Source organism: Streptomyces sp. NPDC059092 (assembly GCF_042756365.1).
GTDB lineage: Bacteria > Actinomycetota > Actinomycetes > Streptomycetales > Streptomycetaceae > Streptomyces.
Genome location: NZ_JBHZEJ010000037.1, coordinates 32,962 through 47,085 on the forward strand (window position 1 = coordinate 32,962; position 14,124 = coordinate 47,085).

The 14,124-nt window shown below is 71.3% G+C and carries 9 protein-coding genes; all 9 read right to left on the reverse strand.

The window, feature by feature from the left end; all coding sequences use genetic code 11:
* Window positions 1-68: 68 nt before the first annotated feature.
* A complete protein-coding gene (locus tag ACFXPL_RS21645; RefSeq protein WP_384921832.1) occupies window positions 69-2,930 on the reverse strand; it encodes a beta-L-arabinofuranosidase domain-containing protein in 2,862 nt (953 codons plus the stop codon).
* 312 nt (window positions 2,931-3,242) lie between these two features.
* Window positions 3,243-4,940 carry a DUF6055 domain-containing protein gene (locus ACFXPL_RS21650; RefSeq protein WP_384921835.1) on the reverse strand — a complete coding sequence of 566 codons (1,698 nt, stop codon included), beginning with the start codon at window positions 4,938-4,940 and terminating at the stop codon, window positions 3,243-3,245.
* Between the two features lie 273 nt (window positions 4,941-5,213).
* On the reverse strand, window positions 5,214-7,868 hold the full coding sequence (locus ACFXPL_RS21655) for a beta-L-arabinofuranosidase domain-containing protein (RefSeq protein ID WP_384921838.1): 2,655 nt from the start codon (window positions 7,866-7,868) through the stop codon (window positions 5,214-5,216).
* A complete protein-coding gene (locus tag ACFXPL_RS21660; protein WP_384921841.1) occupies window positions 7,865-9,226 on the reverse strand; it encodes an aminopeptidase P family protein in 1,362 nt (453 codons plus the stop codon). Before ACFXPL_RS21660 ends, ACFXPL_RS21655 begins: the two co-directional genes overlap by 4 nt.
* On the reverse strand, window positions 9,223-10,512 hold the full coding sequence (locus ACFXPL_RS21665; RefSeq protein ID WP_384921844.1) for an alpha/beta fold hydrolase: 1,290 nt from the start codon (window positions 10,510-10,512) through the stop codon (window positions 9,223-9,225). The genes ACFXPL_RS21660 and ACFXPL_RS21665 overlap by 4 nt, the downstream gene beginning before the upstream one ends.
* Window positions 10,509-11,354: an ATP-binding cassette domain-containing protein gene (locus ACFXPL_RS21670; RefSeq protein ID WP_384921847.1), complete on the reverse strand. Its 846-nt coding sequence runs from the start codon at window positions 11,352-11,354 to the stop codon at window positions 10,509-10,511. Before ACFXPL_RS21670 ends, ACFXPL_RS21665 begins: the two co-directional genes overlap by 4 nt.
* Window positions 11,351-12,166: an ABC transporter ATP-binding protein gene (locus ACFXPL_RS21675; protein WP_384921850.1), complete on the reverse strand. Its 816-nt coding sequence runs from the start codon at window positions 12,164-12,166 to the stop codon at window positions 11,351-11,353. The genes ACFXPL_RS21670 and ACFXPL_RS21675 overlap by 4 nt, the downstream gene beginning before the upstream one ends.
* Window positions 12,163-13,161, reverse strand: a complete 999-nt coding sequence (locus ACFXPL_RS21680; RefSeq protein WP_384921852.1) for an ABC transporter permease — start codon at window positions 13,159-13,161, stop codon at window positions 12,163-12,165. Before ACFXPL_RS21680 ends, ACFXPL_RS21675 begins: the two co-directional genes overlap by 4 nt.
* Window positions 13,158-14,123, reverse strand: a complete 966-nt coding sequence (locus ACFXPL_RS21685; RefSeq protein ID WP_384921855.1) for an ABC transporter permease — start codon at window positions 14,121-14,123, stop codon at window positions 13,158-13,160. Before ACFXPL_RS21685 ends, ACFXPL_RS21680 begins: the two co-directional genes overlap by 4 nt.
* Window position 14,124 lies beyond the last annotated feature (1 nt).

Here is a 14,124-nt window from a genome sequence, read left to right on the forward strand (position 1 = left end):
GGTGCGGTGCGGTGCGGGCGGCCGATGCAGCGGCTGCGGCTGCGGCTGCGGCTGCGGCTGCTGATCCTTCAGCGCAGCCGGAACGCGTCTCGCGTCATCGGTGCCGCGGCCGCGGCCGCGGTGACAGCGGCGGCCTCCGCCCGGCTCAGCAACCCGTCGCTCCTCCACTCGCGGGCGGTGGCGGCCACCGCCCGCAGGAACGCCGGGCGGCCGGCGAACGGGGCATCCGCCCACAGCTTGTCGAGGAACGTCGTGCCACTTCCGTCGGCGCGGTTCGCGACGCCGGCATCGGTGCCGGCGAACACGATCCGCGGCTCCTCCCGGCGGAAGTAGGTGTGGTACGGGTCGGTGTCGCCCAGGTAGAACGGCTCGAACGGCACTCCACCAGCCGTGAACGTCATCGGCCGCTCACCCGCCTCGACGGCGGTGGTGAGGTCGCCGGAGAGGCCCAGGGAGCCGTACCACGACATCGGCGGGGACTCCGGGCTCGCCGACTTCGCGACGAGCGCGACGGGCCCGTGGAGGAGGGCCTGCAGACCGGGGTCGTCGAGAGCCCGCTCGACGTGCAGCCGGAACGGGAAGCGGACCTGGACCCGGTCGCCGTCCCGCCAGGTCCTGGCGACGCTCGCGTACCCGTCGCGACCTGCCCGTACCGTCTGCTTCCGGCTGTTGACCGTGACCGTGAACCCGGACCGTGCCCACGACGGCACCCTCAGCCGCAGGTCCAGCCGGCCGCCACCGGTGATCGTCAGCGTGGTGGTGTCCGACCTCGGGTAGTCGCCGCGCTGGGTGACGGTCAGTCCCCGCTCCGTCCACCGCAGGGTCGACGCGAGATACAGATTGACGTAGAGCACGTCGCCGCGCGGGGACCGGAAGTAGATCGAGTCCTGGTACTTGGTGTGGTTCTCCAGGCCGGTGCCGCCGCAGCACGTGCCGGTGTTGCCGTACTCCCGCCGCACGCCAGGGCCGACCGGCACCATGTACGTGACCAGCGGGTCGTCGGTGCTGTCGGTGTCCTGCCGGGAGGCGAGGATCTGGTTGACCAGCGTCTTCTCGTAGTAGTCGAAGAGCCGGGCGTCCGGGGCGTGCAGGAACAGCCCCCGTGCCACCTTGAGCATGTTGTACGCCGCGCACGACTCGGCGTTGGTCGTCGTGACGATGCTGCCGGCGATGGCGTCCCGGCCGCGGAAGACCTCGCCCTGGCCGGTGCCGCCGTGCGCATAGGTGCGGTGCGGCACGACCATGTCGTAGAAGTTGGCCGCGGCCGTCCGGTACTCCTCGCCGCCGCCGTTCTCGAACAGGCGCAGATAGCCGAGGAACTGCGGGATGTGCTGGTTCGCGTGCCTGCCGTCGAGGCTGTCGGTGCCGGCCACGCAGTCGGCGAGCAGACCGGTGTTGTCGAAGCAGCGGGCCGTGGCGAGGAACGTCGTGTCGCCGGTCAGCGCGTACAGGTCGGCCATGACCTCGTTCATGCCGCCGTACTCCCCGGCGATGTACAGCGACCACATCCGGTCGAGCTGCTCGCGGGGCAGCGTGCCGAGCCGGCTGTGCACCCACTCCCCCATCCCGGTCACGACGGCGAGCGCCGTCGTGTTGCCGGCCAGTGTGTACGCGTCGAGCAACCCCCGCATGATCTTGTGGCAGGTGTAGTACGGCGCCCAGATCCCCGGGTAGGTGGCGTACGACTCCAGCTGGATGAACTGCGTCTCGGGGTAGGCCGCGAGGAAACCGGCGTGACTCGGCCCGGGGGCGCCGCCGGTGCCGGTGACGACCGTCGCGTCCCGGCCGCGGCCCGAGGAGTCGGCGACCGCCGATCCGGAGGTCTCGTCGAACCGGTACCAGGCGAGGTTGCCGTGCGTGCCGCCCTCCGCGGCCGCCAGCGCGGCGACCTCCGCCGCGTCGAGGGCACGGTCGTACAGGTGGAACTCGTCGACGGTGGCCGCCAGGTTCGCGTCCCCGAACGGGGAACGGCCGATCCAGTTGTTCTTCGGGGCGCCCAGATCGGTCGGGGACAGGGTCATCTCCGCGTTCGTACCGGCCACCGCGCCGTCGACGTAGAGCGTCCCGGTCCCGCCCGCGAGGGTGACGGCCAGATGGACCCACCGTCCGACCGGCAGTGGCGCGGTGCCCCGGATCCGTTGCTCGCCGGAGCTGCCTCCGGTGGTGATCGCGAAGCGGGGTGCCGCGCCGTCGTCCACGGTCAGGAACATGTAGGTGCCGGTGCCGGTGCCGAAGTCGAACACCCGCGACCAGGTCCGCCTCTCGGCGAGCCGTACCCATACGGCGGCGGTGAAGGTGTCGAGACCGTCGACGGTGGCGTCGGGCAGCCCGATGTACTGGCCGTCACCGGTGAGTTCGAGCCCGCCTCCGGCCCTGCCGGTCGACCACACCGCCGGCGGCGGCGGTGTGCCCGGCCGGCCCACCTGCTCCGTCCAGGCGTCCTGGCACTCCTTGAGCCCGGCGACGACGGCGTCGAGCTTGTCCTTGAACACGGCCTCGCCGGTGCCCGCCCACGCCTGGGCGAGCATGGACAGGAAGTGTCCGCTGTAGTGGCCTCGCAGGTTGCCCGTCGCGTCGTCCCATCCGCCCGGCGGCTCCGCGCCCGCGGTGTCCAGTCCCGCCGCGGCGCGGAAGTTACTGAGGACACGGTCGACGGGGTACGCCCGGGCGTAGGCGAGGACGCGGTCACGTTTCTCGGTGAACAGGCTCGCCCCGAGGGTGACTTGGCCGAGGGAGAACGGTACGGCCAGCCACGACGGGGGGACCGGGAGGCGGTCGACCCGCGGCCGGCCGTCGCCGACGGCCGGCGCCACCGGAGTGTCCGAGGCGGCGGCTGCCGGCCCGGTGCCGGTCACGCCGGCCAAGGTCGCACCGGCGGTCACCGCTCCGTACCGCAGCAGCCGGCGGCGGGACATCTCGTTGTGCGTCATGTGTGCGTCCACTCCCGGTACGAGTCCATAAAAGGGTTTCTTCGGTCGTTGACCGCGTCGCAATGCTTTTCCGGAAGGCTTTCGGTATCGATATCGATCGACGGCGCTTGAACGGCCGTCCGGGAACGGCGAATGGAACACCGGTCCCGGCCTGAAGAAGGCATGTCGGATCGAGGCCGGAAATGTTTCCCGGGAAGCTGTCGACGCGGGACATTCACTGTCAGGAACGTCGGTGGTTTCACCGCGGGAACCGGATGGTCCGCGCCGCTCGGACGGGCCGCCCCGACCTGGCCGGCCGGGGCGGCCGTCGCGCTAGGAGATGGCCAGATCGACGCTGGGGAACGCGGTGAACGACGGGTTGACGTCGGACTCACCGGCGCCGCCGTCGCAGCCCCGGTCCGGGTTGAACATCAGATAGGTACCGGCACCGCAGGTGATGGCGAGCTCGGCGTCCCCACCGACGACGATGTTTCCGGACAGGTTGGCGCCGCCCTGGATCAGGGCGTTGTCCCTGACCACGGCGTTGCCGCCGACGGTACCGCCGTTGACCCAGCCGAGCCCCTCGATACGGGCGTTGCCGGAGACCGTACCCGCGTACACCGCGGCCTTCGGGCCGACATAGGCGGAAGCGGCGACGTTGGCCGTGTTCGAGACCCAGCCGCCGCCGTTGGCGTGCCAGTGCCCGCCGCCGGTCGCGGCCGGCTTGACGTGGCCGGGCTCGAAGCCGGACGGGGTGGCGCCGGAGAGCCGGAACTCGTAAGGGAAGCGCCGGGCCTTGGGGTATCCGTCCAGGAAGCCGTGGTGCGGCACCGCGGTCGGGGTGGCGGTGACCACGAGCCAGAGCTCGCTCTCACCGGACTGCGGCTGGAAGCTGATCTGTCCGTCGGTGCCCGAGGTCAGCGCCGAGTAGCGGGCCGTACCGTTACGGACCGCCACCAGTCCGAACGTCCAGCCGCTCGCACCGGTCTCCGCGTGCCCCTTCACCCGGATCTTCACGAGCCCGCCCGCCGACGCCGGTACCAGCTTGATCTTGTTGAAGCCGTAGTCCGAGGGCGCCACCCGCGCGTTGATCCGGTAGTGGCCCAGGCTCTGGTCGACGGCCTCGACGTTGCCCCCGTTGTACGCGTTGAGGAAACCCGCGCCGTACACATTGTTGAGGAACGGCATCAGCGTCGACCGGTTGCCGAAGTCGTAGGTGACGGTGCGGGTGGCGTACTCGCCGACCCGCCGGTTGAGCTCCGGCTGGCTGATGCCGGTGATCCGGCGGTACGTCTCCAGCGGATGCTCGGTGCTGCGTGCCTCGTTCCAGATCCGGTTGAACATCGCCAGACCGTCACGGTCCTTGATGTACTGCGCCAGCATCCAGTTGCCGTAGTGGTGCCGGCTGGAGCTCCAGTACAGATTCTCCGAGCGCAGCCAGCGGGTCAGGTCCCCCGCCGCGGTGGTGGGCAGCGCCTGCATCGCCATGAACTCGGCGCTGGTCTCCCAGAACGTGCCCGCGCTCGGATCGACGAAGCCGGCCCCGGACCGGCCCAGGAACGTGTAGTTCTGGAAGACATGGGCGAGTTCGTGCGCCAGCCCCCATGAACCGGGCAGCGCCGCACCCGGGGCGGCATTGATGATGCCGACCCTGTTGTCCACAGAGCCGCCACTGGCCCACGCGTCCAGCTCGGTACGGTTCCAGGTGCGGGTGACGATCACGATGATCTTGTGCTGCGCCAGCAGCCCGGTCTCCGGGGTGAAGGCCATCGTGTTGACGTAGAAGCTGTAGAGATTCTCCAGCTGGGTGATCACACTGTTCGGGTCGAAGTTGTACGGCGAGGGCGCCGACACCGGGTTGGTGCCCGACTTCTCGCCCCACAGCAGGACGAAGTTCGTCGACTCCCGGCTCCGGTCGGCCGCCCAGGGCACCTCGCCCGTCTGGGTCCATCTCGCGGGGATGTACACCGACTTCGCGGCGGCGGCCGAGGCGCGCGCCGTCGCGGGCGGCGCGACGGACGCACCGGTCACCAACGTGAGAGTCAGTACGACAGCGAGCCACAGTGGCCGTAATCGAGCATGAAGAAGCTTCATGACGGAAACACCATCCCGTTGAGGGCCGATGATGGAAGAGCGCCACGTCTTTTCCGGCCTTTCCCGCGCACCGGACAATGACGGTGGTTACGGAGGACTCCGGTGAGCGAGTGAAGACCAACACCGTTGGACGGGGAATCTATTGCTGTCGACACTGACGTACGAAAACCCTTTCGGCAACCTTCGGTTCGGGAAAATCGCCCGGGATCCTCACGGCAGCGGCGGCAACTCCACCCGCTGGACCGGTGTGGTGTTCCCGGCGCGGTCGGTGGCGATGAACTCAAGGGTCTGCGGCTCGTCGCGCAGGGCCCTGGTGAACGGCTCCTGATAGACGCCCCAGAACGTCTCCGGGGTACGCCATTGAACGCGGTCCACGCCGGACACGTCGTCGTCGGCGTGGAGGGTCACCTCGACGTTGCTCGGTCCGAGCGGACGGACCTCGGCACGCACCGCCGGGGGCCGCGTGTCCACGGCGACCTCACACGTGGTGTGGACGGTCCGGCCGGAGGAGTCGGTGGCCCGGCCCCGGAGCACGTGCCGGCCCTCCCGGTCCAGCGCGATCACGCCGGTCGTGGGCCGCCACGCGCCCTCGCCCACCGCGGCTTCGAGAGTGGCGGGCGAGACCGAGGTCACCGCGAAGCCGGGCTCCCGGGTGTACCACCCGGACGGGGCACGGTCGCCGGTCACCTCCACCCGGACCACCGGCAGCGGATCTCCCACGCCGACGTCCGCCGGGAGCGACCACTCGACGACGTCCTCGGCCGGCGTACCGTCCGCGGAGGTCAGCCGGGTCACGCGCGGTACGTCCGCCGAGTCCTGGCCGACGACACCACGGCGGGGCACGGCCGGGCCGTCGAGGGTGCTCGCGGCGGCTGCCATGAGCACCAGGGCAGCCTCGTCCCGGCTCAGCAGCCCGGAGCGGGCCGCCCGCACCACCCCCCGGTGGACGGCGGTGAAGAACGCGGCGACATCGGCGTAACCGCCGTCCGCCCACAGTCCGGTGAGGAACGACCAGCCGTCCGGGTCATGGCGGTCGGGTACCCCGGGTGAGCTGCCCAGGAAGGCGATCTCCGGGTCGGCCAGGCGCAGGTACATGTGGTAGCGGTGGTCGCCGCCGGACCAGGCCGGTTCGAAGGTCCGGCCGAGCACCGAGACCAGGTCGCCGTCGGTGGTGTGCCCGGCGACGCTGCCGTCGAGACGCCGGTGGGCGGCCGCCGCGACGGGCAGGGTGGTGGTGGCGTCGTCGCGCGCGAGCAGCACCGTGGGGCCGAGTTCCAGGCTGACCAGGGTGGGGTCGTCGGGGGTGGGGACCAGCCGCAGCGGCATCGGCAGGTCGAGCTCGACGAGGTCTCCGGGGCGGAAATCGCGCCGCAGTGTGACGAATCCGGTCTCCGGCACCGGCGTCTCCACCCCGTCGAGGCGGGGGCCGGCGGCCCAGGGCGGGATGCGCAGGTGCAGTTCGCCCGAGAAGGCGACGCCGAACTCGATCGCCACCTTCCCGTCGCGGGGGTACCGGGTCCGCAGGGTGATCTCGCCGTCGGCGTGGCGCAGCCGCGTGGGTATGTACTGCGTGACGTACAGCTGTCCGGGTGCGTGGAACCACACCGATTCCTGGTGTTTGAGGTGGCTCTCCAGACCGGTGCCGCCGCAGCAGGTGCCGGCGTTGTCGTACTCGCGGACGGCGCCCGGGTCCACCGGGTACATGTACAGGACCTCGGGGCTGGTGTCCGAGGTGACGTCCGCGCGGGAGCCGACGATGTGGTTGAGCGAGGCGCGCTCGGCGTAGTCGGCGTACCGGCCGTCGAGGGTGTGCGCGAAGAGCGAACGGGCGATCTTCAGCAGGTTGTAGGTGGCGCAGGTCTCGGCGTTGCGCCGGTTGACGAACCCTGCCACGGTGTCCGCGGGGCCCCACAGTTCGCCCTCGCCGGTGCCGCCGTGCGCGAAGGTGCGGCCGGGCACGATCTGGTCCCAGAGGGCGGTCACCGCGTCGAGGTAGCGGCGGTCGCCGGTGGCGTCGTACTGGTCGAGGTGTCCGACGAGCATCGGGAGGTGCTGGTTGGCGTGCATGCCGTCGAGGACGTCACGGCCCCCGGCCGCGGCGTCGAGCACGTGGTCGACCTCGAACGCCCCGGCGGTGCGCAGGAACGACGGTTCTCCGGTGATCCGGTGCAGTGTCGCCATGGTCTCGTTCATGCCGCCGAACTCGCCGGCGATGTAGAGCGACCACATGCGCTGCGACCGCGCCCGCTCCAGCCGCAGAATTCGGCCGGCCACCCAGTGCCCCATGCCGGTGGCGATCCGCAGCGCTTGCTGGGAGCCCGTCAGTTCGTACGCGTCCAGCAACCCGGCCATGATCTTGTGGCAGGTGTAGTACGGCGCCCAGATCTCCCCGTACGGTGCCAGGTCCTCCAGCCGCGAGAACTGCCACTCGCCGTACGCCGCCAGAAACCCGGGATGGCTGTAACGCCCGGTCGCCGCCAGCGCGTCGCGCACCTCGGTCAGGCCCGCGACCATCTTGTCCGTCTTCACCCGCAGGGCTTCCTCGCCGGTCGAGGCGTACGCCAGCGACAGCATCGACAGGAAGTGCCCGGCGTAGTGGCCGCGCAGCAGGCTCGCCGTGGGTGCCACGCCCGGTCCCGGGTAGCCGGCCCCGGACCAGGCCCGCTCTTCGGGGTGGCCGAAGTCCTCCCAGGTGCCGGGGGGCAGCGCCCCGTGGGTGTCGAGCCCCGCGTTGGCCCGGAAGACGGCGAGCACCCGGTCCACCGGGAACTCCCTGGCGAGATGGAGCATCTGGTCCCGGGTCCGGGAGTGCACCCCGTCGAGAAGCTCGACGTCCCGCAGGGCGAAGGGACGCGCGCGGGTCATCGGGCCGCCCATTTCTCGATCCCGGCGGCGTCGATCGGCAGCGCGCCCGACAGCACCTCGTGCCCGGTCCCGGTGACCAGGAGGTCGTCCTCCAGGCGTACGCCTGTTCCGCGCAGTTCGGGGGGCAGGGTCTCGTCGTGGGCGTGGAAGTACAGGCCGGGCTCGACCGTCAGCACCATGCCGGGCCGCAGGGGCGCGCCCTGGTAGTGCTCGTACGTCGAGGAGCCGCAGTCGTGCACGTCCAGGCCCAGGTGGTGGCCGATGCCGCAGACGAGGTAGCGGCGGTGCTGCTGGCCCTCGGGGGCGAGGGCCTCGTCGACCGAGACGGGCAGCAGCCCCCAGTCGTGCAGCCCGCGGGCCAGCACCTCCATGGCGGCGAAGTGGAAGTCGGTGTAGGTGGCGCCGGGGCGTACCTGGTCCATGCCGGCCCGGTGGGCGGCCTCGACCAGGTCGTGCACCCGGCGCTGGGCCGGGGTGAAGGTGCCGCCCACCGGTATCGTCCGCGTCACGTCCGCGGTGTACAGCGAGTTCGTCTCGACGCCCATGTCCAGCAGCAGGGTCTCGCCGGGCCTGACCGGGCCGTCGCAGCGGACCCAGTGCAGGATCGGCGCGTGCTCGCCGGAGCCGACGATGGTGTGGTAGCCGGGCCCGTTGCCGAAGGTGCGGGCGTGCCGGTCGAAGGTGCCCTGCAACCAGCGCTCGCCCAGGCCGTCGGCGACGGCCCGCGGGATCTCGTCGGCGACGGCGGCGAATCCGGTGACCGTGTGGTCCACGGCCTCACGCAGCTGTGCGATCTCCCAGTCGTCCTTGATCATGCGCAGGCCGGAGAGCACGGTACGCACTTCGTCCGGCCGGCCGCCGTGCTCCTCGCCGAGGTCGCCGATCGGCCGGACCGGCAGATCCAGCGCAGCCGACCACGCCGCGAGCCCCGCCGACGGGCCGACCCACAGTTCCCCGTGCGCCGCGCTGGCGTGGAAGTCGCGTTCGCCGGGCCGGGCCGGGGCCGGCATGTACAGCACCGCGTCGTGGCCGCCCGGCCGTGGCCTCATCACCAGGACCGCGCCCTCGGCCTGGCACGAGGTGGCCCAGACGAAGTCGCTGTCCGCCCGGAACGGGTGGTCCGCGTCGCCGTTACGGCGGGGGGCGCGGCCCGCGGCCAGGACCAGGGTCCGGTCCGGCAGGCGGGCGCTCAGCCGGGCCCGGTGCTCGGCCGCCGCGCGTGCCGCGGCCGGGCTCACCGGTGCCGGGACGTCGCGTGCGGCCCAGCCCTGCCCGATGCGGGCCAGGAAGCCGGGGCTCTCGTCGGCCAGCCGTGGCGGTTTCGTCCCGGCGTACGGCGGGATGGTCGTCTCGGTCAACGCTGTTCGCCTCCTCGGTCGCGGACCATCTCCCGCAGCCGGCGCAGCACCCGGCCGTCGGTGATGCCGTCGTGTTCGTACTCGTTGGTCACCCAGGTCTGCGCGTTGCCGACCCGGGTCAGGGTGTCGCGCTGCAGCCCGGCGTCGACGAACACGTCGTCGGCGTAGACGGCGGCGGCCAGCGGGACGTCGTTGGCGGCGAGCCGGGCCGGGTCGTAGAGCGGGGTCCAGACCCGCTGCTCGGCGAGTTCGGCCATCGCGGGCCCGAACGGCCGCAGTGCCCGTATCTCCTCGAACATCCACGGAAACGTCATCTCCGAGGTGAACAGCAGCGGCCGGCGGTCCTCGGCGAACTCCGGCCGCCGGTCCCGTTCGCGCTGGGCCGCCCAGCGGAAGGGGCCGTTGGCGCCGTCGCCGTAGATCGACTCCTGGAGGGTCCAGAACAGCGGGTTGCCCGCGTTCGACGTCTTGACCAGCACCGTCTCCAGGAAGGCGCCGTCGAGACGGCCGTCCCGGCGGACCGCCTCGGAGACCAGCCAGTGCAGGCGCTGGTGGCCGGCGCCGAAGCCGAGGTCACCGCCCAGGGTCTGGAACCGGCGTACCGACAGGGGCGTTCCGTCGGGCAGCGTCACGTCACCGGCGGCGAGCCGGTCGGCGATCGCCGCCACGGCGGCGGCGTCCTGCGGGTAACGCCGGTAGAAGTCGGCGGTCTTGCCGGCCACCCGGTCGAAGGTGCGCCGGTAGACCTCTTCCGGATCGGGCGGTGTGCCGGGGATCCCGCCGCAGACGTAGCAGGCGGTCAGCGCCTCGGGGGCGTGCGACAGGTAGGTCAGGGTGATCCATCCGCCGAAGCTCTGTCCGAGGGTGGCCCATCGCTTGCCGTCGTAGCACCGGGCCCTGACGTGTTCGAGGTCGCGCACGATCGAGTCGGCCCGGAAGTGCAGCAGGTGGTCCGCGGCAGCCCGGGCGTCGGGGAAAGCCGCGATGTCGGTCCCGTCGACCGGGGTGGAGCGTCCGGTGCCGCGCTGGTCGACCAGGACGACCCGGTAGTGCCGCAGGGCCTCGGACAGCCAGCCGGCCACCGGGGCGGGCCGGGGGTTGGCGCCGCCGGGGCCGCCCTGCAGATAGGTCAGCAGCGGCAGGTCGTCGTGGCGGCGGCCGGGGTCGGTGAACTCCCGGACGAACAGCTCGATGCTCCCGCCGCCGGGGTCGGACCAGTCCAGTGGCGCGGCGACGGTGAACTCGCGGACCCAGGCGCCGGGCAGGGGGTACTCCACCAGGTTCACGCGGTGGCTCCCGTTGCGTTGGCGCGTCTGCGCGCGTCCCACTCGGGGCGGATCCGCGGCACGGCGGCGAGCAGGGTGCGGGTGTACTCGTGCCGCGGGTGGTCGAAGACCGCGTCCCGTTCGCCGGCCTCCACCACGCGGCCGGCGGTCATCACCGCGACGCTGGTGGCGATCTGCCGGACCACGGCGAGGTCGTGGGCGATGAACAGGCAGCCGAAGCCCTCCTCGCGCTGGAGTTCGCGCAGCAGGTTGATGATCTGGGCCTGTACCGAGACGTCGAGCGCCGAGACCGCCTCGTCGCAGATCAGTACGCGCGGGCTCACGGCGAGCGCGCGGGCGATGCCGATGCGCTGGGCCTGCCCGCCGGAGAACTGCGCGGGGTAGCGGTCGGCATGGCCGGGGTCGAGCCCCACCCGTTCCATGAGCGCGCGGGCGACCGTCCTGGTGCCTCCGGGGATCGGCCGTTTCTGGTAGCGCAGGGGCGCGGTGACGATCCGTTCGACGGTGTGCCGGGGGTTGAGCGACGAGAACGGGTCCTGGAACACGACCTGTACCTGGCGGCGTACCTCCAGCAGGTCCGGCCCGTGCAGGGCGGTGATGTCGCGGCCGTCGAGGTGGACGGTGCCCGACGTGACGTCGATCAGCCGGGCGGCGAGCCGCGCGGTGGTCGACTTGCCCGACCCGGACTCCCCCACCAGCGCGAGGGTTCTGCCCGCGTGCAGGTCGAAGGAGACGGTGTCGACGGCGGTGAACCTGCGCGCGGGGCGCAGCAGGCCGGCCGTACCGGCGACGGGGAATTCCTTGACCAGTTCCCGGGCCCGCAGCAGTGGTTCGGGGCTCATGTGTCGCCTCCCAGGGTCTGCAGTTCGCCGATCTCGTCGTCGATCCGCGGGACCGCGTCGAGCAGCGCCCGGGTGTACGGGTGCCGCGGGTCGGAGAAGATCTGCTCGGCGGTGCCGGACTCGACGACCTTGCCGTGGCGCATGACGATCAGCGTGTCGGCGACCTCGCTGACCACGGCGAGGTCGTGGGTGATGAGGATGAGCGCGGCACCGGTGTCGCGGCGTACCTCGGCGAGCAGGTCGAGGATCTGCGCCTGGACGGTGACGTCGAGGGCGGTGGTCGGCTCGTCGGCGATGATCAGGCCGGGCTCGGTGGAGAGCGCCATCGCGATCATCACGCGCTGGCGCATGCCGCCGGAGAACTGGTGCGGGTATTCGTCGACGCGGCGGGCCGCGTCGCGGATGTGTACGCGTTCCATCGCCTCGATCGCCGCTTTGCGGGCCGCCCGGCGGGTGACGCCGGAGCGGTGGGACCGGTAGGCCTCGGCGATCTGCGTGCCCACCGTGTAGTACGGGTTCAGCGAGGAGAGCGGGTCCTGGAACACCATCGCGATCCGGTCGCCGCGAACGGCGCGCATCCCGCGTTCGTTCAGTGTGGTGAGTTCGGTGCCGTCGAACTCGACGCTGCCGGTGCGGGTGGCGCCCTTCGGGAGGAGTCCCATGATCGCGAGGCTGGTCATGGACTTGCCGGAGCCCGACTCGCCGACGATGCCGAGGGCGCCGCCGGGCGGCACGGCGAAGCCGATGGCGTCGACCACGGGGGCGCCGTGGAAGGCGACGGTCAGGTCGCGGACGCGCAGCAGGTCGCTCATGACGCCGCTCCCTTGCCGACCCGCGGGTCGATCGCCGAGTACACGAGGTCGACGGCCATGTTGCCGACCACGACGAAGAACGCGGCGAGCAGCGTCACCGCCATGATGACCGGCTGGTCGTTCTTGGTGATGGAGTCCGCCGCGAGTTTGCCGACGCCGTTGATCCCGAAGACGGTCTCGGTGATCAGCGCGCCGCCGAGGAGGCCGGCGAAGTCCATGCCGGCGATCGTGACGATCGGGGTCAGCGCCGGCCGCAGCGCGTGCCGCCGCCACACCAGGGCGGGTCGCAGGCCCTTGGCTCTCGCGGTCCGTACGAAGTTCTCGTCCAGGGTGTCGATGACGTTGGCCCGGGTGAGCCGGGTGTACGAGGAGGCGTACCCGATCGCCAGCACCGTCCACGGCATGATGAAGTTGAGGAACCACTGCCCCGGGTCGTCGGCGAACCGCACGGCCTGCGGGAAGGGCAGCCATTGCAGCCGGACCACGAGTACGTACTGGAGCGCGAGGGCGAGCACATAGTTGGGGACCGACATGCCGCCCAGGGTGAGCGCGGCGATGAACCGGTCGGTGAACCTCCCTTCGCGCACGGCGCTGAGCAGACCGCCGATGACGCCCATGACCAGCCAGAGCACGGCCGCGCCGAGGGCGACCACCGCGGTCACCGGCAGCCGTTGCACGACCATGTCGGTGACGAACTGCGAGGTCTGGAAGGAGTAGCCGAGGCAGGGGGCCGGGCAGTGGACCGCGGACGGGCCGCCGCCGTGGTCGCGGCCGAGGAACAGCCCTTGCAGGAAGTGCAGGAACTGGGTCAGGAACGGGTCGGTCAGGCCGAGGTTGGCGCGGATCTGGTCGATGCGCTCCGGGGTGCAGTTCTTGCCGCAGATCTGTACGGCCGGGTCGGGCGACAGGGCGAAGAAGATGATGTAGGTGAACAGGCAGACCAGGAAGAGCACCAGCACCATGCCCAGCACGCGGTGCACGACGTAGCGGGTCATGAGCGGCCCCCGGGCTCGGCGGCGGTCCTGATGTGGTCGCCGAGGACCATGAAGGACAGCACCAGCAGCGCCAGGAAGAGGCCCGGCACCAGGAAGTACGTGGGGACCACCGCGTACCAGTTCACCGAACTGGAGATCATCTGCCCCCAGGACGGTGTGGGCGGGACCAGGCCGACGCCGAGGAAGGACAGTCCGGCCTCGGTACCGATGTAGCCGGGTACCGCCAGGGTCACCATGACCAGGATGGTCGAGCGCAGGTTGGGCAGGATCTCGGTGAACACGATGGTGGTGCGGGAGGCACCGGACGCGCGGGCCGCCTCGACGAACTCGCGCTCCTTGAGCGACATGGTCTGTCCTCGGACGATCCGGGCCAGGTAGGGCCAGCCGAACAGCGAAATCACCACGACCAGCAGGTACTGCCGGTCGTCCGCGGGCAGTGCGGACAGTACGGCGATCATGAAGATGAGCGCGGGGAACGCCATCAGGAACTCCATGACCCGCGAGATCACCATGTCGGTCCGGCCGCCGAAGTAGCCGGCCAGCAGGCCGAACACCATGCCGAGCACCGTGGTGAGCAGCGTCGCGCCGAGCGCGATGAGCATCGAGGAGCGGGCGCCGTACACGATCCGGGCGAAGATGTCCCGGCCGCTGCCGGGCTCGACACCGAGCCAGTGCGACCCGGAGACGCCGCCCCAGGACCCGGTGGGCATGCCGCCGAGGTCGGGGTCGATGGCGCTCTGGTCGAACTCGTACGGGTCCCAGCCGCTGACCCGGACGATGAGAGGTGCGAACACCGCCATGAGCACGATCAGCGCGATGTAGCCGAGGCAGGCCACGGCCGCCGGGTCGCGCAGCAGGGCGCGGGCCACGCTCCTGCGGGGGTCGGGGGCGGTGCCGGAGGTGCCGCCGGTGCCCGGTACCGACACCTCCGGCACCTGCGGGCCGGTTGACGAGATCGTCATG

Bases quoted from the DNA above. Each gene is read 5' to 3' on its own strand.
- ACFXPL_RS21680 (WP_384921852.1), bottom strand. From the start codon at position 13,161: ATGACCCGCTACGTCGTGCACCGCGTGCTGGGCATGGTGCTGGTGCTC.
- ACFXPL_RS21670 (WP_384921847.1), bottom strand. From the start codon at position 11,354: ATGAGCCCCGAACCACTGCTGCGGGCCCGGGAACTGGTCAAGGAATTC.
- ACFXPL_RS21655 (WP_384921838.1), bottom strand. From the start codon at position 7,868: ATGACCCGCGCGCGTCCCTTCGCCCTGCGGGACGTCGAGCTTCTCGAC.
- ACFXPL_RS21645 (WP_384921832.1), bottom strand. From the start codon at position 2,930: ATGACGCACAACGAGATGTCCCGCCGCCGGCTGCTGCGGTACGGAGCG.
- ACFXPL_RS21685 (WP_384921855.1), bottom strand. From the start codon at position 14,123: ATGACGATCTCGTCAACCGGCCCGCAGGTGCCGGAGGTGTCGGTACCG.
- ACFXPL_RS21675 (WP_384921850.1), bottom strand. From the start codon at position 12,166: ATGAGCGACCTGCTGCGCGTCCGCGACCTGACCGTCGCCTTCCACGGC.